Here is a 25,703-nt window from a genome sequence, read left to right as displayed (position 1 = left end):
CGCCGGCGCGTGCCATCAGCGCCGCTCCTCGTCCTCAATGCGACCGATCGCGGTCCCGGCGTGCACCAAGACCAGCTCGCCAGCGACAACCGGGTCGATCAGTGCCGTTGCCACGCTTTCGACGCCGCGCCCGGTGCGAACCGCGGCCATCCCATCGGTTGACGGCGACACCACCTCGCCCATGCGTCCCTCGTCACTGCACGTGACGCAAACCTCCTCGGCGCATTCGGGTTTGAGCAGTCCCGAGTGCTCGAAACATACGTGGGTCAGTTCCCACAGCAGGTGATAGAACAGCACGAAACCGCCCGTCGCCGGAACGCGGGGATCGGGGTCGTCGAGCCACAGCACGTGATCGGCCGCGCCCGCTGAAGGTCGTTCACCGCTGCCAATCCAGATCGTGGTGGCACCCCAGGCAGGGCAGCGGCGCATCACCGAACGCAGCTCGAGCTCAGCGGCGGCACCAACCCCGATCACGATGTCGCCGGGCCGAACCGACACCCGCACCAGATCGATCAGACTCGGTCCGGTCAGGGCAACGGCCGGCAGTGCCCGCTTTCCCATGATTACCGGATGCACGAACTCGACCGCAATGTGCAGGGCATGTGGCTCCCACGACGGTGCGATGGACCACATCGTCGCGCCCGCCGCGAATCGCTTGGCCAGTGCGAATGCGGCCGCGGCCAGATCGGCGGCCAGCTCGGCGCCGAGCCCGCGGTCGATCGCGGTGGTGCTCATCGTCGCTCAGCTTCTTCCAGCGCGATCAGCACGGAGATCGCGGCCTGACCCAGCGCCAGCCCGCCGTCGTTGGGCGGCACCCTGTGATGGGTCAGCACTTCGAATCCCTGTTGCTGCAAGCGTTGTCGGCATCCGCGCAGCAGCAACACATTTTGGAAAACTCCGCCGGTCAGGCCCACCAACCGGACCGGTCCGGCGGCCTTCCGCACCGCCTCGGTGACGGCGACCGCGATCGCTTGGTGAAACTTGGCGGCCAGCACCGCGGGTTGCGCGCCGGCTTGCAGGGCCGACACCATCGCCCGCAGCATGCCGGCGGGGTCGATCACCCCGTCCACGCGTACCGCAAGTCTGAGGTCTGGGCCGGCTGTGTCGCCGATGGAATCGGCAAGCGCCTCGAGTTCAATGGCGGCCTGGCCTTCATAGTCGATCCGCTGCCGCACCCCCAACAGGGATGCGACCGCGTCGAACAGCCGGCCCACGCTCGAGCACGGCACACACCCGCTGCCGGATTCCAGTTGTGAACGGGTGAGCCGCAGTTCGGCCGGCGTCGCGGCAGCGATCGGGGGCAGATCCGGGGTCCAGTCGATACCGGCCATCCATAATTGAGACAGCGCCATCCGCCACGGATTGCGCACGGCCGTATCACCGCCCGGCAGTGGTACCGGCAGGAGGTGACCGACCCGGGCGAACCGCTGACTGTCCGGCCCGAGCTTGAGAATCTCGCCGCCCCAAATCGTTTGATCGCAGCCGTAGCCAGTGCCGTCAAACGAAACACCGATCACGGGTTGACCTAGACGTCCGTGCTCGGCCAGCAGTGACACCACGTGCGCGTGGTGGTGCTGAATCAGATCCAGTGGTCGAACGCCGGCACGGCGCTCCGCCCAGCTGCGGGTGTGATACCCCGGGTGCAAATCGGCGGCCAATCGCACCGGCTCGTGCCGGATTTCACTGAGTTGGCCCACCGCGCGTTGAAACGCCCGCAGCGTTTCCAGTGTCTCCATGTCACCGATGTGTCCGGACAGGTAGGCTCGTGCACCGTCGGTGAGGCAGAAGGTGTTCTTCAGTTCGCCGCCGACCGCCAGCACCGCTGGGCCGTCGCGGCCGAGGTCGACGGGCAGTGGCGCATAGCCGCGAGACCGCCGGATTGGCAGTTCGCGATCGTCCACCACCCGAACCACGGAATCATCGCAGGGCACATGGATCGGCCGATCGTGGTCGAGCACCGCGTCGCATAGAGGTGGGAGACGTTGCACGGCATCGTCTTCGGTGAAACAGATGGGATCATCGGAGCGGTTGGCGCTTGTCAGCACCACGGCGTGCGGTGCCGGTGTATTGATAGCCGGCACGGGTGCGAGCAGCAGGTGATGGATCGGCGAGTACGGCAGCATCAGCCCGACCAGTGGGCTGCCGGGCGCGACGGCCTCGGCGAGTGGCGCATCACGGCGACGCCGCAACAGCACGATTGGCCGCGCGGGACTCGAGAGCACCGCGGCTTCAGCGTCATCGACGTGTGCGTAGCGGCGCGCAACGTCGAGATCGGCCACCAGCATCGCGAACGGCTTGGCGCCCCGGGCTTTACGGGTCCGCAGCGCAACGACGGCCGCCTCGTCGTCGACTCGGCAGGCCAGGTGATAGCCCCCGACGCCCTTGATCGCGACCACGGCGCCCGCGGCCAGTGCGCGCTGGGTGGCCCCCAGCGCGGCATCGGATCCGGTGACCCGCTCGGTGTGCGCGGCAAACCAGAGGGACGGCCCGCAGTCCGGGCAGGCGATCGGCTGCGCGTGAAAGCGGCGGTCGGCCGGGTCGTGGTACTCGGCGGCGCAGCGCTCGCACATCGCGAACGCCGACATCGTGGTGGCCGGTCGGTCGTAGGGCAGGGTGCGAATGATGGTGAACCGGGGACCGCAATTGGTGCACGTCACGAAGGGGTGCCGGTAACGACGGTCGCTCTCGTCGAACAGCTCGGCGATGCAGTCGTCGCAGACGGCGACATCGGGCGGAATCGGGGTGGTGGCACCGGCGACCGGTTGACTTTCCACGATACGAAACCCGCTTTGGCACAGCGCTTCAGCGTCGACGTCGACGACGTGGACAGCGCTTATCGATGCCAGTGGTGGCGTCTCCGCGCGCAGCCGGCGGCGGAATTCGTCGATGCGTGTGCCGGGTCCCTGCACTTCGAGGAAGACCGCGCCCGAATCGTTGCCGACAAATCCGCTCAGCCCGAGTTCGGTGGCGATCCGGTGGACGAATGGACGGAACCCCACCCCCTGGACGACACCGGTGACGGTGAACCGACGCCGGACGGTATCGATGCGTACCAGCGTGTCAGTCATCGTCGCGACCTCGGCCCATCAGCTCCAGCCCGGTCATCGCCTGCTCGGCGCCGGCCTGGTCGGTCTTTTCGACCACGAACCCCATGTGAATGATCACCCAGTCACCGGGCGCAAACGTTTCCTCGGGCATCATGCCGACATTTATGGTGCGTTGCTTTCCGGCGACGTCGACCAGTGCGAGCTGCCCCTCGTAGCCAGCTAGCATGCTGACCACTTGGCCCGGTATGCCCAGACACATCGGTCAGCCCTGCCTTTCCGACGACGCCGGCGATCGAGTCCGCAGACCCGCGACGACTTTCTTGACGGCTTCGACGGCCCGTGGGACTGCGCCCGCGACGGCCTCGGTAAGACCGATGCCTTCGTCGACGCTCTCCACCTCACAGCCCACCACGACCGTGTAGGGGGGTTGGCCGCCGAGTGCTTTCAGACTGTCGAACACCGCCGCGGGATCCATGCTGTGTGCGTCCAGAGCGGATGTCGCCGAATGTGATTCATGGTCGGCCTCGAAGATGTGCAGAGCCCCCGGGCTGCCGCGATTGGGTATCGCGTCGACCAGGACCAGCGCGTCCCAGTCGTTAAGCAGGTCATAGGCCAAATGCATGCCCCCGATGCCGTAGTCGACGGCCCGAACACCCGAATCGTCTTGCCGAACGGGGACGTGCCGGACTACCTCGGAGCCGAACCCGTCGTCGCCGAGAAAGATGTTGCCGATGCCGGCCACCAGGATGCGCACTGGAATGAGATCGCCCGGTGACGTTACATGTGCCGGATCTTGAGGTAGCGCCGCGCATCTGGCAGGGATCTCAGCCCTATCACGCTTCCAACCAGTGCGATCAACGCCAAGAGGCCGATGAACACCCACCCTAGGATCTCCATGTCGAATTCCTTTCTGTAGTGACGGTTTCGAGTGGTTCGACTTCGTCGGGGGAGAAATACAGGTAACGGCCGTACCAATCGTGGAGGTCGGCCGCCGGATCGTCTTCGATGACGACACCGACGTGCTGCTTGCCGTCCACGTCTTCGTGCACCGACGTGACTTGAGCCGTCTTGCCCGCGAAGAACAGGTCTTGTGCGTCGGCTCGGCGTGACGGATGCAAAAGCACTCGACTGCCCCGCGCCACCCGGACACCGTTCACCAAAACCGCGTCGAGATCAGGTTGTACCGCGTTGTCGGCCAGCGGATCCCACCAATCGACGCCTTCGGGCACCTCCGGAATCAGCCCCACGGCCTCCCGTGAATCCCGCAGCGTTCCGTGCAGGCGCGCCATGACTTCCGGCGACATCGCGTCGCAGGCGTCGATGATCTGCGCGGCCGCCGGGTCGGTGGCCCGGGCCTGTGCCTTCTCCTGGTCGGTCATCGTCATCACCCGAAGGGTCAGGATCTCGTCGATCTCGGTGCAGTCGTATAACGCGGTTTCGCTCTGTTCGGCGATCTCGGGGTGGTCGTAGAGGATGATCGGGGAGATCAGCAGGAGATCCGCGGTGCCGGGCGCGCCGGCCAGCACCGGGAAACAGCGGTGCCGGGTGCATCGGGACACCGCGTCCACGGCGGGCGGCGGCGGCTCGAGAAGCGAGACAAATTGCCCACCAATCGCTTCCGCGATGACGTGGGTGCCGATCAGGGACCGCGCGATCGCATCGTCCTTGTCTTGCGCGGGGGCGCCGGTGTTGGCGACGCGTACCGAGACCCGTCGCAGGGCAGCGTCCGGCTCCACGCTCACGGTCACTGCGGCGCTCACCTCCCGCCGGTGCCGGACCAGCCGACCGCCGTCGACTGGTTCGATGTCGGTTGCTGCCTGGGCGGTCAGCGACAGCGTCCAGGCCTGAGCCGGATCGTCGAGATCAAAAGGACCGCAGAACCTTTCACACTCGACCGCTTCGTCCCACGTCAGCCACGAACTGGTTGATGTGATCAGTTCGTCGACGGGTTCGAAGCGCCCGCAACCGGTGTCGCGCTCGGGACGACGACGCTGCAGCTGTAAGAAGCGCACCACCAAGGTGATGGCCTGCGCTCCTTCGACGAGAAATTGCGCCGCGATGGTGTCGTCCTCGCCGAGTCCGGCTTCGGCCGCGCCGGCAGGACCCAAAACGCCCCACTGCCAACGTGATCGGTTCCTGCTCGACGTCGCGCGGTACGGGTAGAGCAGATAGCCCTCGTACAACACGGCGTCGGCGACGGCGCGGGCCCGGTCCCAGTCTGCGGTCATCGCGCCTCCTGGCGTGCCGCGTCCAGCAGCGCTGTCACCGCGTCTTCAATGCTCAACAGGCTGCGCGCCGACTTATAGGCGGCCAACGCGGCGACGGTGTCGTGAGGCAGGCGCACCCATCCGGTGTTCGGGTAGTGCTGCCGAATCAGCTGTTGCCACACCTGTACCGGCATGTCGTAGCGGTCCTCGCAGTCCCACGACACCTGCCGAACGGAAAAGCCCCGCTGACCGGCCTTGAACACTGTTCCGCTGAAGAGGAATTGCAGAGGTACCGCACCGTCGCGCAGTGCGTGTAGGTACTTAGCGGCAGCGACCTCGAAATCGTAGGTGCACTCCAGGGACAGCGTCAGCTCGGTGGACCCGACAAACGCCGGCACCATCGCCGCGGTGTGCTGCCACAGGAATGTGCGCTGAGTGGTGGCCCAGCGTTCCCGCGGCCCGAACAAATCAGTCAGCCCCACAGCTTCCTCGTCGGAGTAGCCGCGTCGCAATGGATCGAAGCGAATTTGGCAGCGCAGCGCGATCGCGTGCACTGGATCGTCGTCGGATGACGCAACTTTGACGCGTGCGGACAGTGTCGGGACCGCGGCGTAGGGCTCGGAGAGCACGTCGACGACGGTGAAAGCCAAGCCGCTCGATTGGTTGGCGGATCCGGTCATCGGCGTCGCTCCGTACTGCGGTCAGCGAGCTGATTGAAGAACGCGCCGATGAACTCGCGGGACTCCTGCCCTCCGTCGAAGCCACGCCACAACATCCGCAGCCCGCCGATGAACTCGTAGCACGCGTCGATGGGAACCAAAAAGCAATCGGGTTGTTCGGCTTCGGGATCATCGCGCACTCGCACCAGCAGCGCCTCGACGTCGTCGGCGAGCAGGCCTACTCGGGGGTCGGCCGAGTTGATCGCGGTCCAGGCCTCCAAGTCGAGGTCGGATTCGGTGGCCCCCGCTGGTCCCGGGTAGAACGCGACGGTGCGATCCAGCGCCGAGTTGCGGAAGAAGAAGGCGAGGCCGACCGGGATCTGCAGCGCTTCCCAGGTGCGGCGATCGAGCGCGAAGTCGGGAAAGGAGAGGTACCGATCCGGAACCGAGCGGTAGCGTAGCTGCGCGTCGCTGTCGGTAAACAGCAGATAGCAGCCCCGGCATACGCACATCAGTTGCCGCCCAGCCACATTCACCACATGCTGGTGCTCATCGGCGATGGCCTCCGAGCACATTTCACACCGTTCTCCGGCCGGCTGCTGCGCGCGCCGGGTGCTGGTGATGCGGGACAGCACGTCGTAAGGGCTGGTCATGCCGACGCACCGATCGGTTCGGCCGGTACAGCAATGGACAACACGCCGTCGCGCAATAGCAGCGGGATGGGGTCCAAGTGGCACTGGGCTCGGTTTTCCGGGTCATCCAGACCCGCCCCGGCGTGCACGACGTCGAAATGCGCGTGACAACGCGGACAGCGCAACACTGGCTCGGCGGCGGTAGCCCGCCGGTGCAGCGCAGCACCGGCCAAGGATCCGTCGCAGACCGGGCAATGGTCACGGTAGGCGTACAGCTGGTCGCCGACCCGGCAGGCCAGCACCACGGCGCCCGCGACCGAGAAGCCGCCGACTTCGCCGGGAGCCAAGTCGGCCAGGTCGGGCATCGGGTGCCAGGCCGCTGGACTGCTGCCGTTGGCTTGGACCCTGGCATGGACTTGAGCCAGCAGCGATTCCGCCGGGATCACCGCGGGCCCCGACTCGGTTTCAGGTGCCACCACCTCGATCGACGAAACCTCCGGTGCGGCTGCACGAATGGCGTCCTCGACCGCCAATTCCAGCGTCACTGCCGACGACGGACAGCTCTTGCAGCTACCGGCGAACTGAAGATGCACGGTCTCGCCGTCGATGTCGAGCAGGTGCACATCACCGCCGTGCGAGCCCAGGTACGGCCGGACCCGGTCGAGCGCATCGGAAACCCGGCGTCGTACGTCGTGCGGGTGCAGGCCATGGACGAGCAGCAGGCTGGCCACTAAGTCGTCGGCGACCAGGCGGTCCGGCATGCCGGGATCCGCCTGCTCACCGACTGCGGCCATGATCCGCGACAGGCCTGCGCCGTAGAGCTCGACTACCTCGCGCACCAGCTGCTCGGAGCGCTCACGCGCGACCGGCCCGCCGCCCGACGTCGCGTCCAGCAGCGTCTGGATCCGATCGCCCGCCGAGCGCCACTGCGCGTCCCCCTGCAACTCCTCGGGGCGATCAGCCATCCATCACTCCCCGGTCGCCGCTTGCGCCGGTGAGTGCAGCCGCTCCAGCGTCTTGCCCTCACCCAGATACATGTGCACACCACAGGGCAGGCAGGGGTCGAAGCTGCGCACCGTGCGCATGATGTCGATGCCTTTGAAGTGCTCCCGGTCGTTCTCCTCGAAGATCGGCTGTCCTTGCACCGCGTCCTCGTAAGGCCCTGGCGTGCCGTAGCTGTCGCGCGGGTTGGCATTCCACGGAGTGGGCGGGTACGGGTGGTAGTTGGCGATCTTGCCGTCCCGGATCACCATGTGGTGACTCAACACCCCACGCACCGCCTCGGTGAAGCCGCAGCCGATGCCGTCCTTGGGCACCTCGAATTTCTCCCAGGTCTTGGTGCGGCCGGCCCGGATTTCGACGAGCGCCTTCTCGGCGAAGTGCAGGGCGGCCGCCGCCGCGTAGGCCGCGAAGTAGCTACGAGCACGACCTCGTTCAATCGTGTTCGACCACTGCGGAACCTTCCACTCGAAACTCACCGGACCCTTCAGCGCGGTTTTCGGCAGGTTGATCTGCACGCTGTGCCCCGTTGCCTTGACGTAGCCGATGTCGACGAGACCCGCCAGTGCTGTCGACCACAGTCGGGCGATCGGGCCGCCGCCGGTGTCCAGCGCCAGGTGGTCATTACCGTCGAACCACCGCGGCGACATCACCCAGCTGTAGTTGCCGCCATCCATGTCCCGCTTTTGCGGCTTGGGGTTGGTGTGCTGATTCCACGGGTGGCGCCGATCGACCGGGTTGCCCAGTGGGTCGGTCTTGACGAACATCTCCTGATCGTTCCAGTCGTCGTAATACGAACTGCCCAAAAGGATCCGGATGCCGAGGTTGATGTCGACCAGTGATGTGGTGAGCAGCTTGCCGTCGACGACCACGCCGGGCGTGACGAACATCTTGCGGCCCCATTGCTCCATGTCCTTGTATTCGAAGTTGCAGTACTCGGGATCCTGGAAGGAGCCCCAGCAGCCCAGCAGGGTGCGGCGCAGGCCGACCTTCTCGTAGCCGGGCAGCGCCTCGTAGAAGAAGTCGAAAACGTCGTCGTGCATCGGGACGACCTTCTTCATGAACTCGACATAGCGCATCAGCCGAGTGATGTAGTCGGTCATCAGCTGAACGGTCGCCACCGTGCCCACGCCACCGGGGTACAGCGTGGAGGGATGTACGTGGCGGCCCTCCATCAAGCAGAACATCTCCCGCGTGTACCGGCTGACCTGTAACGCCTCGCGGTAGAACTCGCCGGTGAACGGGTTGAGCGAGCGCATGATGTCGGCGATGGTCTTGTAGCCGTGCGCATCGGCGCGGGGAGCCGGCGTGTTCTCGGCTTTGGCCAGCACACTCGGGTTGGTCTCGGCCACCATCTTCTCGCAGTAGTCGACCATCAGCAGGTTTTCTTGATAGATGTTGTGGTCGAACATGTATTCCGCGGCCTCACCAAGATTGACGATCCACTCACCCAGATGCGGCGGCCGCACGCCATAGGCCATGTTTTGCGCGTAACAGGAACAGGTGGCGTGGTTGTCACCGCAGATACCGCAGATTCGGCTGGTAATGAAATGGGCGTCGCGCGGATCCTTGCCCTTCATGAAAATCGAGTAGCCGCGGAAGATCGACGACGTGCTATGGCACTCGACGACTTCCTTGTTCTCGAAGTCGATTTTGGTGTAGATGCCGAGGCTGCCCACGATCCTGGTGATCGGATCCCAGGCCATCTCCACCAGTTGGCCGGGGTCGCGCTTGGCGTGGGAGGGCACGGGGACGGTGGTTGTCATCGATTCACTCTTTTCTTCAACTATGTCGCGTCGCCCTCACCAGGTGCGGCGCGCGCCTGTCGTGAGTTCCTTGCCCGTATGCCGCCACTTCGGCTCCTTGTCGAGGGTGCGACCAGTGATGCGCCGCAGCGGGCGGATCAAAGACCCGTAGAGCCCCGATGCGCCCGACGAGAACGTGCCGCCGGGCGGCTCGTCCATGAACGGCATGAACTTGTCCGGGAAACCGGGCATGGTGCAGCCGATGCAAATGCCGCCGACGTTCGGGCAGCCGCCGACACCGTTGATCCAGCCCCGCTTGGGCACATTGCATTTGACCACCGGGCCCCAGCAGCCAAGCTTCACAATGCATTTGGGCGATCCGTACTCGGTGGCGAAATCGCCTTGCTCGTAATACCCGGCCCGGTCGCACCCCTCGTGCACGGTGGCCCCGAATAGCCATTGCGGCCGCAGCGCATCGTCGAGCGGAATCATCGGCGCTTGCCCGGTGGCCATGTAGAGCAAGTAGGTGAGCGTCTCCGACAGGTTGTCTCCTTGGATCGGGCAACCGGGCACGCAGACGATTGGGATGCCGGCCTTGCTCTTCCAATCCCAGCCCAGGTAATCGGGCACACCCATCGCGCCGGTCGGATTTCCGGCCATGGCGTGGATGCCGCCGTAGGTAGCACAGGTGCCCGCCGCGACGATTGCGGTCGCCTTCGGCGCCAGCCGGTCCAGCCACTCGCTGGTCGTCATCGGCTGCCCGGTCGCCGGGTTGTTGCCGAACCCGCACCAGTAGCCGTCGTCGTGAAGGTTCTCGTTGGGTATCGAGCCCTCGACGACGAGCACGAACGGCTCGAGGTCCCCGCGGTCGGCCTTGAAGAACCACTCCAAGAAGTCGTCGGCGCCCCCGTTGGGCCCGCATTCGAAGTCGATCAACGGCCAGTGCACAGCGACCTGGGGAAGTCCGGGGAGCGCGCCGAGCGCGATCTCCTCGACACTCGGTTGGGTGGCGGCAGTCAGCGCCACCGAATCGCCGTCACAACTCAGACCCGCGTTGATCCACAGAACGTGGATCAATGTTTCTTCCGCTTTGACTGCTGCTTCCGTTGGCATACCGCAGCTTTCCGGGGCCTGGGCTGAGGTCCCTGACACCGCGGGAGTCGACTGTCGGCCCGCTTACGCGGCGCTAGTTCCTGGGTCTACTCTCGCCGAACTGCCTTGTCAACGATGCGCTGGCGAATCCGGAAACTGCGTACGGGTTTCCGGAGTTTCGGCGAGATTTCGGTTGCCGCGGCGTATTCTCGCGACTCGTTAGCATTCGGGGTACATCGGTTGCGCGTGCCCGTCGCTGACACTCAAGCCGTCTTGCGAATTAGTTGCATGTGTTGGCCGGCAAGCGATTACGGCAAAACGTCTCCGAACGCGTCGCAGTCCGCACCACCGTGTGCTCAGGTCGGCGGGCCCGCCATGAACCGTCGCAGCCAGCCGAACCAGGCAGCCATGCCGACACCGGTGCGGGCGCTGACTGGCAAAATCGTCGCCGTCGGGTTCACCTCGCGGACACGGGCGATATACGAGTCAACGTCGACCTCCAGATATGGCACCAGATCGATCTTGTTGAGCAGCACCACGTCGACAGCGCGGAACATCACCGGGTACTTCAGTGGTTTGTCGTCGCCTTCGGTGACCGAATAAACCATCGCCTTGGCGTGTTCGCCGACGTCAAACTCGGCCGGGCACACCAGATTTCCTACGTTTTCGATGATCACCAGATCCAGGCGGGCCAGATCCAATTCTTGCAACGCGCGGTTGACCATGGGTGCGTCGAGGTGGCATTCGCCGCCGAATCCGTTGCCGGTGTTCAGCAGGGATATCTGTGCGCCCCGGCCAGCGAGCTTGGCCGCGTCCAGGTCGGTGGCGATGTCACCCTCGATCACCCCGACGGCGAACTCGCCGGCGAGTTCGTCGAGCGTCGCGCCAAGCACCGTCGTCTTGCCTGACCCGGGTGAGCTCATCAGATTCAGCGCACGAATTCCGTTGCTTTCAAATGCGTTTCGGTTGTAGTCCGCGCGGATGTCGTTTTCGGCGAAGATCGACTCCAGCACATCGACGCGCTGCGAGCCGGTGCGATAGCCACTGTGATCGCCGTGTTCGTGGGGATGGGTGTGCGGGTGATCGTCATGCTCGTGGGTATGCACGGTTCCGTCGTCGTGCCGATGAAATCTACCCATCGTCAATACCTTTCACGAAACATCCAATGACGTCACCAAGAACTCGTTACCGCAGAGCACCTTGACGTCGGCACTCTCGCAAAGGGGGCATAGCAATGACCACTGCGAACTGATCGCTGACTCATTGCCGCACGAACGGCACTGCACCTCGGCGGTGACAAACTCGAGTTCCAACTCGGCGTCGGGCATGTCCTCGTAGCCACGGAGCAGCGTCCAGCAAAACGACAGCGACTCGGGAACCACCTGGCGAAGGGCGCCGATTTTGACCCGGACGAGGTCGACGTGGCGGCCATCTGCGTATGACTTGACCACACCGGCAATCGCCTGGCACAACGACAGCTCGTGCAAGGCGGATCACCGCCCCGGCGCACTGACGGCAGCGGAGCTCATGGCACCGTTCTACACCTGGGAGGCCGCCGAGGTATGAGAAGCACGCCAAGGTGGCCGACGCGTCGGCATGAACTATCCCGGGTTTTGTTCCTACTCGGTTGCGAGGGCCGGGGTTGGCTGGCTCGCAGGATGCCAGGTGGGTCTTCTTGAGCGCGGGTGGCCAGATGTGGTTTGGGTCACATCCACCTGGGTACGCCTCAAGTGGCCTTTCACGCGAACGTACGCGGTTGGGCGAAGCTCGTTAGGAGTACTCATGAATAGCAACGCGCCCGGCGAACAACTCTCGCAGGAACCACAGTCAGAACGCGGCGAAACCGGATCCCGTGACACTGGATCCGACAAGCCGGGCGGTGGACCCGCGGATCGGACGGAGGGCAGAGTCGACGACAAGTCCCTCCAGTCGCAAGGCGGCTCCGGAGAAGGCGACTTCGGTGGGACCGGAACGCACCCACCCGAGGACACCGGAGCGGCCGTACCGCCCTACGAAGGACGTCAGACCAGCGCCAAACCGATCGGTAGGGAGGAGGGCGCCGAAGGGGGTGTCAAACCGGTTGAGTCGTCGCAGTACAAGTCAGCCCCGCCGGGGAGCACCGCCGGTGGTTCGACCGGATCCCCCGGCGACGAACAACCTGCAGACGAGCAGCCCGAGACGGACCGCGGATACGACTCGACTGGTCCGGCGCACACTCCGGGGACCGGCCGCGGCGAGAATAAGCGCTGAGCCAAACCGCTGCGCTCACCGCGGCAGTTCCATCGCACCCGAGCAACCGAGCAGGCCGGTCTGGCTTTACTTACCGCCTTGTCCGGTTCGGTTGGTCGGCGAGATCGTGGCCGAGGGTGACGGCGTCTCTACGAGACCGCGGCGCCGAGGGTTTTGCGCAGGTTACTAGCTGGTCGCGGTGGGCCCTGGCCCATCAGCAACAGCCACGAACCACCTTCGCCGGCGAAAACGCCGACCGTGCTCAATCCACCGGGGCGGGTTGGCTTGTTCCCGGGGTGCATCGCGGAGAGCACAATAGATGAGGCCGGGGATCTCACACCGCAAGGAGACGACAGTGAAACAAGATCAACACGGTCACGACGAGCCGCACAGCCACGAACACCACCACGACGAAGTTACTCACGCGCACCCGCACACCACCCACGAGCACGAGCATGTCGAGCACGATCACGCCCACGCCCATGCCGACGGAACTGAACACACGCATTCGCACGTGCACCAAGCCGAACTAGGGCAAGAGCACGACCACCCCCATTAGGCGGCGCCGGAGAACGGGCGACCGTATGCCGCGGTCGACGAGTCGCTCGCTGTCTACTCCGGCCGCGAACCACGAACTGGCAGCGTGAGCGGAAGCGATCGCTAGAGCGCAAGGCCCCCGATTGACTTTGGAGACTGTGATCAACCTCAAACGCTGAATGTGACGAGGGCCATTGCCGATAGCGAGCGCCACCACAGACCCTGGTTGACGTGTCGGCAGGAGACCATCACGCGGCTGCTACGGCTGATCTGGCGTTCGCATACGAGTTAACCCTCGACGAGGCGCGCCGCCGGGCCGCCGTCCTCGCGGCCATTGGAGACGATTGGGATCCGGTGGAAGTGCTTGCCCAGGAGGATCGCGCGTACGCGATGCTGTACTCCAATCTTGACCACGGTCAGCAACGTATCTACGACGACCTGGTGGCCGCCGGAGTGCTTCCGGATCGGGTGGCCGGCCGTGTTCCCGATTGATCCCACTGCTGATCGGGGTCAACCGCCGCCGCGTAATCCGGCCGGAACGGGCACCGACGTCAGTCCGACAGTCCCAACAGTGCGTTCTCGACGACTTCGGGCAGCGCCGGGTGGATCCAATATTGACCGCGCGCCATGTCGTGCACGCTGAGACCGAATGTCATCGCCTGGATGAGTGGCTGGATGAGCGACGACGCTTGGTGGCCCATGATGTGCGCGCCCAGTAGTCGGCCGCTCGCGGCATCCGAGATGAGCTTCACGATGCCCACGGTGTCTTCGGTGGCCCAGCCGTAGGCGACGTCCGCGTAATCCTGAACTTTGCAGGAGACATCGAAACCCTGTGCGACGGCTTCGTTCTCGGTCAGGCCCACGTAGGCGATCTGCGGATCGGTGAAGACCGCGGCGGGAACGTAGCGGTGATCGGTGGCGACCATCGATTCCGTGTCGTCCCAGTCGCGGAGCAGGTTGCGCTGCACGACGCGCGCTTCGTGGTTGGCGACGTGCTTGAGTTCATACGGCGATGACACGTCTCCGAGCGCGAAAACGTTACGCGCGCTGGTCCGTTGGTATTTGTCGACGACGACGCGGCGATCGTCGAGGTCGATTCCGGCCTTCTCGGCGTCCAGTCGGTCGCCGTTGGAGCGCCGGCCGGTGGCCACCAGCACGACGTCGGCCCGCAACTCTGAGCCGTCGTCGAGGTCGAGTGCGATGCCGGAGCGGGTCTCGCGCGAGCCGAGAATGTTGCGGTGGCTGCGCACTTCCCACTTGCTCGATGCGATGCGGGTGAAGCGCCCGGACAAGGTGTCGTCGAGATGCCGCAGCAGTGAGCCGCCGCGGATCACCATCGTGATCCGGACTCCGAGCGCGGAGAAGATATGCGCGAATTCGCAGGCCACGAAGCCGCCGCCGACGATGACCATGTGCTTCGGCAGCTCCGAGATCCGCATGATGTCGTCGCTGGTGTAATAGCGCACCTCGCAGTCCAGGATGGCCGGCGGCACCTCGGCCCGCGCACCCGCGGCGATCACGACTTGATCGGCGCTGAACTCTTTGCCGTCCTCGGTGTGCAGCAGATAGCGTCCGTCGTCCCGGACAGCGGCAAAGCGGGTGTGGGTGTCGTACACGTCGACGTTGGGTTGCGCACGTCGAAAGTCTTCGCCGCCGACCGCGATCGGGTCGATGCGGCCGAACACCCGCGAGACGATGTCGTCCCATCGCACCCTGTCGATGTGTGCATCGATGCCGTAACGCGATGCGGCGCGGATTGTTCCGGCGACCTCAGCGGCGTAGACGAACATCTTGGTCGGAATGCATCCGACGTTGAGGCAGGTGCCGCCGAACGTCCCCTGCTCGCAGATCACGACCTTCTTGTTGGCGTAGCTGTCGCTGAGAATGCTGTTGCCGGAACCGGTTCCGATGATCGCCAGGTCATAGCTTTCCATGCCGTAGCCTTTCAGCCGTTGTGCGACGCGACGCCGGCGGCGGCACTCAGGTAGTCGTCCAGCCAAGTGTCCAGCTGCTGGTAAGCAACCCGCCGCGGCTGCGGCATCGACAGGAAAACATCGTGTTTGGCGTCGGTCACCGGCACGATCGTGGTGTGGTCACCGATGCATCCGGCCCAGCGCGCGATGTGTTTGACGTCGAGGACGGCATCGCCGCACTGCAGGGCGGCAGCATCCGAGGCCTCGATCACGCTGTGATCGGAGCGCAGGATCAGATTGGGCACCCCGACGTCGAGGCCGCGGTGCAGCTTGGTCTGACCGGCTCGCACGGCGGAGAGCCAGCCGAAGGTAATCGGGAAGCCGCCCAACGGTTTCCACTGCAGGTCGTAGTCGAACTCGCCGTGATAGTCGCGATGCAGACTGGCGCCGTAGCCGCCACCGGTCTCGCTCGGGGCGCGCGCGACCCTCTTGTTACCGGCGCGGGCGATGGCGGCGAGCAGCGCCCTGGTAGGCGGCCACCGCAGCGGAATCGGCCCGGGGATGTCCAGGAACGGACTGTTGAGAACCAGCCCCGTCACCGCTGTGCGGCCGGCCATGCCTCGTCGCCGCATGCGGTCCAACCAGAGCGAGACGATCAGTCCACCGGCCGAATGCCCATACACCAGCACCCGTGCCGACCCTGTTTGCTCGCCGATGATCTCGAGTGCGCGATTGAGTTCGCGGTCGTAATGGGCCAGATCGGTAGTGAAGTGCGGCGTCAGACCGCTGCGCGACGACCGGCCGCACTTGCGCAAGTCGAGCGCGTAGAACGCGAAGCGGCGGTCGGCGAAGTGATCGGCCAGCGAGGTGTGGAAGAAGTAGTCGGTGTACCCGTGCACTGCAAGGACAACATCGGTGGCCGGCTCCGCATCACCACGACGCAACAGCGTCGCGTCGATGCGGCCTTCGCCGTCGGGATCGTCGCCGAGCGGGATGGTGAGTTGCCAGTAGCCGGGCAGAACGTCGGGCTGCCAGCCAGTCACGCGCTTCAGCTTACAAACCTTACAGAACGGCAACTCCGATCTAGCCGGGATAACCTGGCGATCGATACAGCGCTCGATAGCAAAGGACGAACAACTCGGTGTCAGACCCCCAGGCAGGTACAACCTCCAAGGTCGACGCCGTGCTGGTCGGAACCGGCATCATGAGCGCCACGCTGTCGGCACTGTTGCGCCGGCTGGAGCCGAGTTCGTCGATCACCGTGATCGAGCGGCTGGACGGCGCCGCGGCCGAGAGCAGCGACCCGTGGAACAACGCCGGGACGGGCCACGCGGGGTTGTGCGAGCTTTTCTACACCCCGCAGTTGCCCGACGGTTCGATCGACATCACCAAAGCGGTACGGGTGAACGAGCAGTTTCAGGTCACTCGCCAATTCTGGGCCTACGCGGCCGACAACGGCATGGTCTCCGATGTCCGTGGCTTCCTGAATCCCGTTCCGCACGTCAGCTTCGTGCAGGGCGCCGAGCGCGTCGACTATCTGCGCCGCCGTCGCCAAGCGCTGGCCGATAACCTGCTGTTCGCCCGCAACGAATGGGTCGAGGGCGCCGACGAATTCGCCCGCCGGCTGCCCTACATGGCTGCCAAGCGTGAGTTCTCCGAACCGATCGCGCTCACGTGGGCAATCGATGGGACCGACGTCGACTTCGGCGCGCTGTCCCGTCAGCTCATCGGTTACGGGGTGCGCAACGGCACCACCGCGTTGTTCGGCCACGAGGTCAAAAACCTGACCCGACAGCGCGACGGCAGATGGACGTTGAGCATCCGCAACCGCCGCAGCGGTGAACGGCACAAGCTGAACGCCGCGTTCGTCTTCGTCGGCGCCGGGGGACAGGCATTGCCCTTGCTGCAGAAGTCAGGCATCAAGGAAGCCAAGGGTTTTGGTGGCTTCCCGGTCGGCGGACGATTCCTTCGCTGTGCCAATCCGGCGGTGACCAGTAGGCACCGGGCCAAGGTCTACGGGCTGCCGGCGCCAGGCGCGCCGGGGATCACGGCGGCCCACCTGGACACCCGGATCGTCAACGGCAAGCCGTGGCTGATGTTCGGTCCGTTCGCTGGCTGGTCGCCGAAGTTCCTCAAGCACGGGCATCTCAGCGATCTGCCGCGGTCAGTCAGGATCGGCAATCTTCCGACTGTGATCGGGGCAGGCCTCGGTCAGCGGGAACTCGTCAGCTACCTGATCAGTCAGCTGCGGTTGTCGAAGCCCACCCGAGTCGCGGCGTTGCGTGAATTTGCGCCCAGCGCAGTCGATTCTGATTGGAGCCTGACGACCTCCGGCCAGCGGGTCCAGGTGATGCGACGCGATGTACGCCGAGGGGGCCGGCTGGAGTTCGACACCACGGTGCTCACCGCGGCGGACGGCAGCATCGCCGGACTGCTTGGCGCATCGCCGGGTGCCTCGACCGCGGTGACGGCGATGCTCGACGTGCTGCACCGCTGCTTCCCCGACCGTTACCGGGCATGGCTGCCGACCCTCACGGAGATGGTTCCGTCGCTGGGCGTCACCTTGTCGACCGAGCCGGAGCTCTACGAGGAGCTGCGGACATGGACCACCAAAGCGTTGGAGTTGGAATCATGAACGTGGCGCTGCGCCGGACGTGGGCGAAAGACCTCGATGTGCCTACTCTCTACGCGCTACTCACGCTGCGGGTAGAGGTGTTTGTCGTCGAGCAGGCTTGCGCTTATCCCGAACTCGACGGCCGCGACCTGCTCGCCGAGACGCGGCACTTCTGGCTCGAAGCTCCCGACGGGGAGGTGATCTGCACACTTCGGCTGATGGAAGAACACGCGGGTGGCCGCAAAGTGTTCAGGCTCGGTCGGCTGTGCACCAAACGCAGCGCCCGCGGCGAGGGCCACACCACCCGACTCCTGCGTGCGGCGCTGGCGGAGGTCGGCGATTACCCATGCCGGATCAACGCTCAGGTATATCTAGCGGACATGTATGTCCAGCATGGATTCGTCCGAGACGGCGACAATTTCCTCGACGACGGCGTCCCGCACGTGCCCATGCTGAGGCCCGGGTTTCACCCGACGGCTGCGCACTCGTGACGACACCGGAGAGTCCGTATTTGGTCGGGCTGAGGTTGGCCGGCAAACGGGTCGTCATGGTCGGCGGAGGCAGCGTCGCCCAGCGTCGTCTTCCGCTTCTGGTAGCCAGCGGCGCAGACGTGCATGTGATCAGCCGCAGCGCCACTCGCTCGGTCGAGGCGATGACCGGAATCACTTTGTCGCTGCGCGATTACCAGGACGGCGACCTGACCGGCGCCTGGTACGCGATTGCGGCCACCGACGACGCTCAGGTGAACGAGGCGATCGTCGCCGAGGCCGACCGCAATCGGATCTTCTGCGTCCGCGCCGACATCGCGATCGACGGCAGCGCGGTCACCCCCGCGTCGTTCGAGTACGCCGGGCTGTCGGTGGGAGTCCTGGCCGGCGGTGAGCACCGCCGCTCGGCGGGCATCCGGTCGGCGATCCGCGAGGCCCTGCAGCAGGGCGTGATCTCTCCGGAGAGCTTCGAAAGCGACGACGTGGTCCGCGGCGGTGTGGCGTTGATCGGCGGCGGCCCGGGCGATCCCGAGCTGATCACCGTCCGTGGCCGGCGACTACTCGCCCAGGCCGACGTCGTCGTCGCCGACCGGCTGGCGCCACCGGAACTGCTCGCCGAACTGGCACCGAACGTCGAGGTGATCGACGCCGCCAAGATTCCCTACGGCCGAGCGATGGCCCAGGACGCCATCAATGCGGTGATGATCGAACGGGCCCGGGCCGGTCACTTCGTGGTGCGCCTCAAGGGCGGCGACCCGTTCGTGTTCGCGCGCGGCTATGAGGAAGTGCTGGCCTGCGTCGAGGCTGGCATCCCCGTGACTGTTGTGCCGGGTGTGACCAGTGCCATAGCGGTGCCCGCATCGGCGGGTGTGCCGGTCACTCATCGCGCGATCAACCACGAGTTTGTGGTGGTCAGCGGGCACTTGGCGCCGGACCATCCCGAATCGTTAGTGAATTGGGATGCGTTAGCAGCCATGACCGGGACCATTGTTTTGCTGATGGCGGTCGAGCGCATCGAACTCTTCGCCGCGGTCCTGCTAAAGGGCGGCCGACCTGCGGATACGCCAGTTGTGGTGGTTCAGCAGGGTACGACGGCTGCCGAACACACGTTGCGGGCTACGCTGGCGGACGCGCCGGAGAAGATCCGTTCGGAGGGCATTCGACCTCCCGCGATCGTTGTAATCGGGTCTGTGGCGGCCTTCGGCATTTAAAAGATCCCTAAGATTACTGTAGGGTAAGTTCTTATGACGGCTCTCAACGATGCAGAGCGGGCTGTCCAAAGATGGACAACTGAACCCTCGAAGCGAGCAGTTCACATGCCCGAAACGCACCCAGAAAAGACCGCCGAGTCCACGTCGAACAAGACGTCGACACCGTGGATGCCGACACGGCGATTCTTCACCGCGGTGATCGCGATCGCCGGTATGCAGCTGATGGCGACCATGGACGGCACCATCGCCATTGTTGCCCTTCCTAAAATCCAGAACGAGCTGAGCCTGTCTGACGCCGGCCGTAGCTGGGTGATCACCGCGTACGTGCTGACCTTCGGCGGTTTGATGCTGCTGGGTGGCCGCCTCGGCGACACCATCGGCCGCAAGCGGACCTTCATCGTCGGCGTCACCCTGTTCACCATCGCCTCCGCCCTGTGCGGCATCGCCTGGGACGACGTCACGTTGGTGATCGCCCGTCTGCTGCAGGGTGTGGGCGCTGCTATCGCCTCGCCGACCGGCTTCGCTCTGGTCGCCACCACATTCGCCAAGGGACCGGCGCGCAACGCCGCGATCGCGGTGTTCGGCGCGATGACCGGAGTCGGGTCCGTGATGGGCCTGGTTGTCGGCGGGGCGCTCACCGAGGTGTCCTGGCGGCTGGCGTTTTTGGTGAACGTGCCGATCGGGCTGGTGATGATCTACCTGGCCCGCACCGCGCTGCGGGAGACCAACCGCGAGCGGATGAAGCTCGACGCGGCCGGCGCGGTGCTGGCCACGCTCGGCTGCACCGCCGCGGTGTTCGCCTTTTCCTCGGGGCCGGAGGCGGGCTGGGTCTCATTCACCACGCTTGGTTCGGCCGTGGTGGCGCTCGGTGCCTTCGTTGGGTTCGCGCTCGCGGAGCGCACCGCCGAAAACCCCGTCGTTCCCCTTAACTTGTTCTTCGACCGCAACCGGCTGGCTACCTTCGTGGCGATCTTCATGGCCGGTGGCGTCCTGTTCACCGTGACCGTGCTGGTCGCTCTCTACGTGCAGGACATCATGGGCTACAGCGCCCTACGTGCCGGTGTCGGCTTCATCCCGTTCGCGATCGCGATGGGCATCGGCCTGGCCGGTTCGTCGCAGCTGGTGTCCCGCTTCCAGCCGCGGGTCGTGGTCATCGCCGGCGGAGCGCTGGTGGTCGGCGCGATGGTGTACGGGTCGACCTTCAACGGCGCGATGCCGTATTTCCCGAACCTCGTCGTGCCCGTCGTGATCGCGGGTATCGGGATCGGGATGATCGTTGTCCCGGTCGCGCTGGCGGCGATTGCGGGTGTCGGTTTCGACCAGATCGGGCCGACATCGGCGATCGTGCTGATGCTGCAGAACCTCGGTGGCCCAGTCGTTCTCGCCGTCATCCAGGCCGTCATCACGTCGCGCACGCTGTACCTGGGCGGTACCAACGGCCCGGTGAAGAACATGACCCCGTTTCAGCTGCATGCCCTCGACCAGGGCTACACCTATGGATTGCTGTGGGTGGCCGGCGTGGCTGTCATTGTCGGCGGGGTGTCGCTGCTGATCGGCTACACCGCGGAGCAGGTGGCGCACGCGCAGGAAGTCAAGGACGCCATCGACGCCGGCGAGCTCTGACTCGTCACTTCACCCGGCTCGCAGCCAGGGGCTCGTTGATGGAGGCCTATGTGCCGCGCCGCAGTCCGAATGTCGTCTAAAATTCAAGCGGAATCACAGTTGAATTCACCTACTGCTGGCACCCTGTGCGCGTACGGCCGATCATTGCGATTGAGGGCATCGGGTGATGAGCAGCGGAGCGTTGTTTCTTGCGGTGTTCCTGGCCTGTGTTGTCGAGGCGGTCGAGGCATTGACCATCGTGCTGGCCGCCGGCACCAGCCGCGACTGGCGCTCCGCAATCAGCGGCGTGGTGTCCGGCATTGTGCTGTTGGCAGTCGTTGTGGCGGTTGTCGGACCGGCGCTGACCGTGCTGCCATTGAGCGCCCTGCGGCTGGTTGTCGGCGGGCTGCTGGTCATCTTCGGCTTGCAGTGGCTGCGCAAGGCCGTCCTGCGTGCCTGCGGGCTCAAGGCGTTGCATGACGAGGATGCCATCTACGCCACCGAACTTGCGGCGGCCATGGCCGCGCCGGCAGGCCGAAGCCCAGTCGTCATTGATTGGTACGCATTCACGTTGTCATTCAAAGGTGTTGTGCTCGAGGGCCTTGAGGTCGCGTTCATCGTGGTGACCTTTGGGGCGAACCAACACAACATCCCGCTTGCTGCAGCCGCGGCGGTGACTGCCTTGCTGGGCGTCACCATGGCCGGGGTCGCGGTCCGGGCACCGCTGGGCCGCGTTCCGGAAAACACTATGAAGTTTGGCGTCGGAGTCATGTTGACCTCGTTCGGCGTGTTCTGGGGCGCAGAAGGTGCTGGCGCTCAATGGCCGGGCGCAGACGCCGCCCTGTTGGTCCTGGTGCCCGTCGTGACGGGCTTCGCCTTGGTGCTCGTCGCCGTGTTGCGTCGCATCGCGGCACAGCTAATTGCGCGGTCGCTGGGCAGTGTGCAGGTCCCGGCGTGAAGCGCCGCACTTCGGCATTCATCGGTTTCTGGTACGACTTCGTGGTCGGTGACGACTGGAGAATCGCGGTCGGGGTGATCGCGGCGCTCGGGTTCACCTATGGCCTGAGTACCACCGCGATGCCTGTGTGGTGGGTGCTGCCAGCCGCCGTGGCGGTGGTGCTTCCGCTCAGCCTGTGGCGCGTAGCCCGTCGCACCGTCACCGATCACCAGACCACCGCTGCGGCGACGGCCGACAACCGCTGAGCGGCGACCCGCTTCGCCCATTAGGCTAGCGCGCTGTGATCACCCGGATGTCCGAGCTGTTCTTGCGCACGCTGCGCGACGCGCCCGCCGACGCCGAAGTAGCCAGCCACCAGCTGCTGGTTCGCGCCGGATATGTGCGACCGATCGCGCCGGGGCTGTACAGCTGGTTGCCGCTGGGTCTGCGGGTGCTGCGCAAGATCGAACAAGTCGTGCGCGAAGAGATGAACGCCATCGGCGGCCAGGAGATCCTGTTCCCGGCCCTGCTGCCGCGCGCCCCGTACGAGACCACGAACCGGTGGACCGAATACGGCGACGGCGTGTTCCGGCTCAAGGATCGTCGGGGCAACGACTACATGCTCGGACCCACCCACGAAGAACTCTTCGCGTTGACGGTCAAGGGGGAGTACAGCTCCTACAAGGACTTTCCGCTGACGCTGTACCAAATTCAGACCAAGTACCGCGACGAGGCACGTCCGCGCGCCGGCATCCTGCGTGGCCGCGAGTTCGTCATGAAGGACTCTTACTCCTTCGACGTCGACGACAGCGGCCTCAAAAACGCCTACCACGCCCACCGGGAGGCCTACCAACGCATCTTCGGTCGGCTGGACATCGACTATGTGATCGTGTCGGCGGTGTCGGGTGCGATGGGCGGCTCGGCCTCGGAGGAGTTCCTGGCCGAGAGCAGGATCGGCGAGGACACCTTCGTGCGGTGCCCGGAATCCGGCTATGCCGCCAACGTCGAAGCTGTCATCACCGCGCGCCCGGAAAGCCTGCCCGCTGAAGTCATCGCCGGACAACCCGACGCGGTGGTCCACGACACTGGTGACACCCCGACCATCGCGACTCTGGTCCAGTGGGCCAACGGCGCCGATCTGGGTCGCGCCGTCACCGCCGCCGACACCTTGAAGAACGTCCTACTCAAGGTGCGTCAACCGGGAGGCGACTGGGAGCTACTGGGCATCGGGGTGCCCGGCGACCGCGAGGTCGACGACAAACGGCTGGGCGCCGCGCTCGACCCGGTCGAATACGCGTTACTCGACGACGCCGACTTCGCCAAGCACCCGTTCCTGGTCAAGGGATACATCGGCCCGAAAGCTCTGCTGGACAACGGTGTTCGCTATCTCGTGGATCCGCGGATCGTGGACGGCACCAGCTGGATCACCGGCGCGGACGAGCAGGGTAAGCACGTCGTGGGCTTGGTCGCCGGTCGCGACTTCGTCGCCGACGGAACCATCGAGGCGGCCGAGGTGCGCGACGGCGACCTGTCGCCCGACGGCCGCGGCACGCTGGTCTCCGCGCGCGGGATCGAGATCGGACACATCTTCCAGCTCGGTCGCAAGTACACCGACGCCTTTACCGTCGATGTGCTCGGCGAGAACGGCAAGCCGGTCCGGCTGACCATGGGCTCGTACGGCGTCGGGGTGTCGCGGCTGGTGGCGGTGATCGCCGAGCAGCAGCACGACGAGCTCGGGCTCCGCTGGCCCTCGGCGGTCTCGCCGTTCGACGTCCACCTGGTGATCGCCAACAAGGACGCCGAAGCCCGCACCGGGGCCACCGCATTGGCTACCGATCTGGATCGGCTGGGCATCGAGGTACTGCTCGACGACCGGACGGCGTCACCCGGGGTGAAGTTCAAAGACGCCGAGTTGCTCGGTGTGCCGTGGATCGTCGTGGTGGGTCGCGGCTGGGCCGACGGAAAAGTCGAGCTGCGCAACCGGTTCAGCAGTGAAACCCGTGAACTGACGGCCGGCGCCGGCCTGGCCACCGATGTCGCCGCAGTCGTCTCCGGTTAGTCGGCGCCGGGGAAGGCCGTGGTGATCGGCGAGTCGCCGAGCTGCTGCTTCCAGCGGGCGGCCAGCACCGCGCTCTGAGTCAGCGCTTTCACGCCGAACGTCCGGTCCTCGCCGCTGTGGGCCTGCTCGACGAATGCGCGCCACGCGGCCTGGGTGTCTGTCTCCATTCGCACGGCCAGGCGCGCGGCGCCGGTAGGCGTGTCGACCGGCATCGGCAGCTGATAGCCGGCAGCGGCCACCGGCGCCGCCACCTTGCGGCCGGCCAGCATCGAGATGACCTGGTCGCGACGCTCGCGGTGCTGATTGAGCGCGGACGAGACCAGCGTGTTCACCTCCGGCGCGCAGCGCGCCGACACAATGCCGTAGCCGTAGACGACGGCATGCTCGTTGGCCAGCGCGGCACACAGCGCGGCGTCGGCCGGCGACGGCTCAGCGGACGTCACGACGCAGCCGCTCCGGCTGCCAGCGCGACGCTGTAGGACGCCGTGCACGACGCGGCGATCGAGCCGAGCAGCCCGGCGCGATAGCCGGACGAGGTGCCCGCCAGCTTGGCGGCGCTGTCCGCCGACGCCCGCAGCGACGTGATGACGGCGGCCACCGGCGGCGCGGGGGCCGCGGCGGCCGAGGCGGTGGTGGTCGGGATGGTCGTCGCCGGAGATGCGGACGACGCCGACGTCGGAGCTACCCGCTTGATCTCGGTGGCCAGAGCCTGCGCGTGCTGCCGGCGCTCGGCGGCCACCTGCGTGAGCGCCATGCTGACTGGCTGCGACGCACCCGGAGTCGCGGCGGTGGCCCAGCTCGCTGTCCTGGCGCGCCAGGGTCAACTCCGCCTCGAGTTTCGTCGACGGCCGGCGGTGCGGGCGGTGAGCTGCACCCGGGCGTCGCGAGGGTGAGCACGGCGAGCGCCACGCCACCCGTCAACGCCCGTCGGCGACTGACGACAGGGCCGTAACCGGGGTCGGTGCGCAGCATTGCCACATCCTGCCATTGCCGCCGCCGCGGACTGTAACGCCAGGTGACCCCGTTGCGATCACGTCTCGCAACGCCTTCCTGGCGTATCGTTGAAGGCTGCTCGCGGGATGGCCGAATTTCCGGCACCCCGAGGCTCTGACCGGACAACTCAAGATGAGGAGCTCGCCGTGGCCACCGGGCTACCGTCACAGACGCAGGTGATCGAGCTGCTCGATGGCGAGTTCGCGCGCGCCGGTTACGAAATCGAAGATGTGGTCATCGACGAACGCTCGCAGCCGCCACGGATCACCGTGATCGCTGACGGCGACACAGCCCTGGACCTGGACATCGTCGCCCGTCTATCTAAGTCGGCTGCGAATCTGTTGGACGGCGGGCGCGATATCGGCGGCAGCTACGTCCTCGAGGTCAGCTCGCCGGGCGTCGACCGTCCATTGACCAGCGAAAAACACTTCCGCCGCGCGCAGGGCCGCAAGATCGAACTGACGCTGACGGACGGGACACAGCTCAGCGGGCGGGTCGGCGAAATCCACGACGGCACGGTCGATGTGGTGGTGCGCGACGGCCGCGACTGGACGGTGCGGCCTATTCCGCTCAGCGATGCCACCAAAGCTGTTGTCCAGGTGGAGTTCTCGCAGCCTTCGCCACGTGAACTGGAACTGGCAGGGGTCGACAGGACCGATCGAAGCGCGGAGGACGGGCAGGAGGAGAAGCAGATGAACATCGATATGGCCGCCCTGCACGCGATAGTGCTCGAGCGCGG

At 65.7% G+C, this 25,703-nt stretch carries 27 protein-coding genes and 1 pseudogene; 11 read left to right on the top strand and 17 right to left on the bottom strand.

What is annotated here, in order from left to right:
* Nucleotides 1–15 precede the first annotated feature (15 nt).
* The 13 genes from ACQY5A_RS17215 to ACQY5A_RS17155 all read right to left on the bottom strand — a co-directional run bounded on the left by ACQY5A_RS17215 (nt 16) and on the right by ACQY5A_RS17155 (nt 11,868).
* Nucleotides 16–735, bottom strand: coding sequence for a HypC/HybG/HupF family hydrogenase formation chaperone (locus ACQY5A_RS17215; protein ID WP_428341579.1), 720 nt, complete (start codon nt 733–735; stop codon nt 16–18).
* Nucleotides 732–3,068, bottom strand: a complete 2,337-nt coding sequence (gene hypF, locus ACQY5A_RS17210; protein ID WP_428341578.1) for a carbamoyltransferase HypF — start codon at nt 3,066–3,068, stop codon at nt 732–734. Before hypF ends, ACQY5A_RS17215 begins: the two co-directional genes overlap by 4 nt.
* Nucleotides 3,061–3,306 carry a HypC/HybG/HupF family hydrogenase formation chaperone gene (locus ACQY5A_RS17205; RefSeq protein ID WP_428341577.1) on the bottom strand — a complete coding sequence of 82 codons (246 nt, stop codon included), beginning with the start codon at nt 3,304–3,306 and terminating at the stop codon, nt 3,061–3,063. The genes hypF and ACQY5A_RS17205 overlap by 8 nt, the downstream gene beginning before the upstream one ends.
* Before the next feature lie 3 nt (nt 3,307–3,309).
* On the bottom strand, nt 3,310–3,807 hold the full coding sequence (locus tag ACQY5A_RS17200; RefSeq protein ID WP_428343204.1) for a hydrogenase maturation protease: 498 nt from the start codon (nt 3,805–3,807) through the stop codon (nt 3,310–3,312).
* 17 nt (nt 3,808–3,824) lie between these two features.
* Complete coding sequence (locus tag ACQY5A_RS17195; protein ID WP_428341576.1) at nt 3,825–3,944, bottom strand: DUF6893 family small protein; 120 nt, start codon at nt 3,942–3,944, stop codon at nt 3,825–3,827.
* Nucleotides 3,932–5,275, bottom strand: a complete 1,344-nt coding sequence (locus ACQY5A_RS17190; protein WP_428341575.1) for a hypothetical protein — start codon at nt 5,273–5,275, stop codon at nt 3,932–3,934. Before ACQY5A_RS17190 ends, ACQY5A_RS17195 begins: the two co-directional genes overlap by 13 nt.
* On the bottom strand, nt 5,272–5,934 hold the full coding sequence (locus ACQY5A_RS17185; RefSeq protein WP_428341574.1) for a DUF6084 family protein: 663 nt from the start codon (nt 5,932–5,934) through the stop codon (nt 5,272–5,274). The genes ACQY5A_RS17190 and ACQY5A_RS17185 overlap by 4 nt, the downstream gene beginning before the upstream one ends.
* Nucleotides 5,931–6,566 (bottom strand): DUF5947 family protein, encoded by a 636-nt coding sequence (locus ACQY5A_RS17180; protein WP_428341573.1) that lies wholly within the window; start codon nt 6,564–6,566, stop codon nt 5,931–5,933. The genes ACQY5A_RS17185 and ACQY5A_RS17180 overlap by 4 nt, the downstream gene beginning before the upstream one ends.
* Nucleotides 6,563–7,510 carry a NifU family protein gene (locus tag ACQY5A_RS17175; RefSeq protein WP_428341572.1) on the bottom strand — a complete coding sequence of 316 codons (948 nt, stop codon included), beginning with the start codon at nt 7,508–7,510 and terminating at the stop codon, nt 6,563–6,565. The genes ACQY5A_RS17180 and ACQY5A_RS17175 overlap by 4 nt, the downstream gene beginning before the upstream one ends.
* Before the next feature lie 3 nt (nt 7,511–7,513).
* On the bottom strand, nt 7,514–9,310 hold the full coding sequence (locus ACQY5A_RS17170) for a nickel-dependent hydrogenase large subunit (protein WP_428341571.1): 1,797 nt from the start codon (nt 9,308–9,310) through the stop codon (nt 7,514–7,516).
* Between the two features lie 36 nt (nt 9,311–9,346).
* Nucleotides 9,347–10,402 carry a hydrogenase expression protein HypE gene (locus tag ACQY5A_RS17165; protein ID WP_428341570.1) on the bottom strand — a complete coding sequence of 352 codons (1,056 nt, stop codon included), beginning with the start codon at nt 10,400–10,402 and terminating at the stop codon, nt 9,347–9,349.
* A 335-nt stretch (nt 10,403–10,737) separates the two neighbouring features.
* Nucleotides 10,738–11,520, bottom strand: coding sequence for a hydrogenase nickel incorporation protein HypB (gene hypB / locus ACQY5A_RS17160; protein ID WP_428341569.1), 783 nt, complete (start codon nt 11,518–11,520; stop codon nt 10,738–10,740).
* 12 nt (nt 11,521–11,532) lie between these two features.
* Complete coding sequence (locus ACQY5A_RS17155) at nt 11,533–11,868, bottom strand: hydrogenase maturation nickel metallochaperone HypA (protein WP_428341568.1); 336 nt, start codon at nt 11,866–11,868, stop codon at nt 11,533–11,535.
* A gap of 295 nt (nt 11,869–12,163) precedes the next feature.
* Here ACQY5A_RS17155 and ACQY5A_RS17150 point away from each other — a divergent pair, with 295 nt between their 5' ends.
* The 3 genes from ACQY5A_RS17150 to ACQY5A_RS17140 all read left to right on the top strand — a co-directional run bounded on the left by ACQY5A_RS17150 (nt 12,164) and on the right by ACQY5A_RS17140 (nt 13,639).
* A complete protein-coding gene (locus tag ACQY5A_RS17150) occupies nt 12,164–12,631 on the top strand; it encodes a hypothetical protein (protein ID WP_428341567.1) in 468 nt (155 codons plus the stop codon).
* Nucleotides 12,632–12,965: 334 nt separating this feature from the next.
* On the top strand, nt 12,966–13,169 hold the full coding sequence (locus ACQY5A_RS17145) for a zinc transporter Slc39a7 (protein ID WP_428341566.1): 204 nt from the start codon (nt 12,966–12,968) through the stop codon (nt 13,167–13,169).
* A gap of 209 nt (nt 13,170–13,378) precedes the next feature.
* Entirely contained in the window at nt 13,379–13,639 is a 261-nt protein-coding gene (locus ACQY5A_RS17140) for a DUF6400 family protein (protein WP_428341565.1), read from the top strand.
* A 59-nt stretch (nt 13,640–13,698) separates the two neighbouring features.
* On the opposite strand, the gene mtr is transcribed toward ACQY5A_RS17140, so the two are convergent.
* Together mtr and ACQY5A_RS17130 are read right to left on the bottom strand one after the other, a co-directional pair.
* On the bottom strand, nt 13,699–15,081 hold the full coding sequence (gene mtr, locus ACQY5A_RS17135) for a mycothione reductase (RefSeq protein ID WP_428341564.1): 1,383 nt from the start codon (nt 15,079–15,081) through the stop codon (nt 13,699–13,701).
* 11 nt (nt 15,082–15,092) lie between these two features.
* A complete protein-coding gene (locus ACQY5A_RS17130) occupies nt 15,093–16,103 on the bottom strand; it encodes an alpha/beta hydrolase (protein ID WP_428341563.1) in 1,011 nt (336 codons plus the stop codon).
* A 98-nt stretch (nt 16,104–16,201) separates the two neighbouring features.
* Here ACQY5A_RS17130 and mqo point away from each other — a divergent pair, with 98 nt between their 5' ends.
* From mqo to ACQY5A_RS17095, 7 genes are all read left to right on the top strand, one after another.
* Nucleotides 16,202–17,695, top strand: a complete 1,494-nt coding sequence (gene mqo / locus ACQY5A_RS17125; protein ID WP_428341562.1) for a malate dehydrogenase (quinone) — start codon at nt 16,202–16,204, stop codon at nt 17,693–17,695.
* Nucleotides 17,692–18,165, top strand: a complete 474-nt coding sequence (locus ACQY5A_RS17120) for a GNAT family N-acetyltransferase (RefSeq protein WP_428341561.1) — start codon at nt 17,692–17,694, stop codon at nt 18,163–18,165. Before mqo ends, ACQY5A_RS17120 begins: the two co-directional genes overlap by 4 nt.
* Nucleotides 18,162–19,373 (top strand): uroporphyrinogen-III C-methyltransferase, encoded by a 1,212-nt coding sequence (gene cobA, locus ACQY5A_RS17115; RefSeq protein ID WP_428341560.1) that lies wholly within the window; start codon nt 18,162–18,164, stop codon nt 19,371–19,373. Before ACQY5A_RS17120 ends, cobA begins: the two co-directional genes overlap by 4 nt.
* A 105-nt stretch (nt 19,374–19,478) precedes the next feature.
* Nucleotides 19,479–20,996 (top strand): MFS transporter, encoded by a 1,518-nt coding sequence (locus ACQY5A_RS17110; protein WP_428341559.1) that lies wholly within the window; start codon nt 19,479–19,481, stop codon nt 20,994–20,996.
* Nucleotides 20,997–21,162: 166 nt separating this feature from the next.
* On the top strand, nt 21,163–21,933 hold the full coding sequence (locus ACQY5A_RS17105) for a COG4280 domain-containing protein (protein WP_428341558.1): 771 nt from the start codon (nt 21,163–21,165) through the stop codon (nt 21,931–21,933).
* Nucleotides 21,930–22,178 (top strand): hypothetical protein, encoded by a 249-nt coding sequence (locus ACQY5A_RS17100; RefSeq protein ID WP_428341557.1) that lies wholly within the window; start codon nt 21,930–21,932, stop codon nt 22,176–22,178. The genes ACQY5A_RS17105 and ACQY5A_RS17100 overlap by 4 nt, the downstream gene beginning before the upstream one ends.
* Nucleotides 22,179–22,213: 35 nt before the next feature.
* Complete coding sequence (locus ACQY5A_RS17095) at nt 22,214–23,971, top strand: proline--tRNA ligase (RefSeq protein ID WP_428341556.1); 1,758 nt, start codon at nt 22,214–22,216, stop codon at nt 23,969–23,971.
* Here ACQY5A_RS17095 and ACQY5A_RS17090 read toward each other — a convergent pair.
* Entirely contained in the window at nt 23,968–24,414 is a 447-nt protein-coding gene (locus ACQY5A_RS17090; protein WP_428341555.1) for a ferritin-like domain-containing protein, read from the bottom strand. The genes ACQY5A_RS17095 and ACQY5A_RS17090 overlap by 4 nt on opposite strands.
* Nucleotides 24,411–24,725, bottom strand: coding sequence for a hypothetical protein (locus tag ACQY5A_RS17085; protein ID WP_428341554.1), 315 nt, complete (start codon nt 24,723–24,725; stop codon nt 24,411–24,413). Before ACQY5A_RS17085 ends, ACQY5A_RS17090 begins: the two co-directional genes overlap by 4 nt.
* A 385-nt stretch (nt 24,726–25,110) precedes the next feature.
* Here ACQY5A_RS17085 and rimP point away from each other — a divergent pair.
* Nucleotides 25,111–25,635: pseudogene (gene rimP, locus ACQY5A_RS17080) on the top strand (ribosome maturation factor RimP); the annotation flags it as partial.
* Nucleotides 25,636–25,703: the final 68 nt, after the last annotated feature.

Source organism: Mycobacterium sp. (assembly GCF_965277065.1).
GTDB lineage: Bacteria > Actinomycetota > Actinomycetes > Mycobacteriales > Mycobacteriaceae > Mycobacterium.
This window is presented reverse-complemented; position numbering and strand designations above follow the sequence as displayed.